This window comes from Methylobacterium sp. CCH7-A2 (assembly GCF_001557075.1).
In the GTDB taxonomy this organism is placed as follows: Bacteria; Pseudomonadota; Alphaproteobacteria; order Rhizobiales; family Beijerinckiaceae; genus Allobosea; species Allobosea massiliensis.
Genome location: NZ_LSKN01000314.1, coordinates 1 through 332, shown reverse-complemented (window position 1 = coordinate 332; position 332 = coordinate 1). Strand labels below are relative to the sequence as shown.

Here is a 332-nt window from a genome sequence, read left to right as displayed (position 1 = left end):
AGCCTGGCCTCGACACGTCCGAGCGCATCGAAATCCTCTAAATCGGCCACCATCAGTTCGATCTGCCGGCCTGTTGCGCCGAGCTTATCCCGGACCGCGGCGAGCCTGGCTGCGTCGCGGGCGACGAGCAGCAGGTCGAAGCCGCGTTTTGCCAGCCGGTCGGCATAAACCGCTCCGATCCCGGACGATGCCCCCGTGACCAACGCTGTCCCGAGCATTGACGGCTGCATTTTCGCCTCCCACACCCGATGCCTTCCGCCCATTTTCGCCAACGCCGGGATTGAATCTTTCGCGGGACTGCTCGGTGTTTGCGCGAGCTTGCCGTCGTCACC

Annotated in this window: 1 protein-coding gene; it reads right to left on the bottom strand. The window is 64.5% G+C overall.

The genetic code is table 11. The features are described 5' to 3' along the window. Nucleotides 1-230: SDR family NAD(P)-dependent oxidoreductase (locus AX750_RS24580; protein WP_156462479.1), on the bottom strand; the 230-nt coding region annotated here is incomplete at its 3' end. Nucleotides 231-332: the final 102 nt, after the last annotated feature.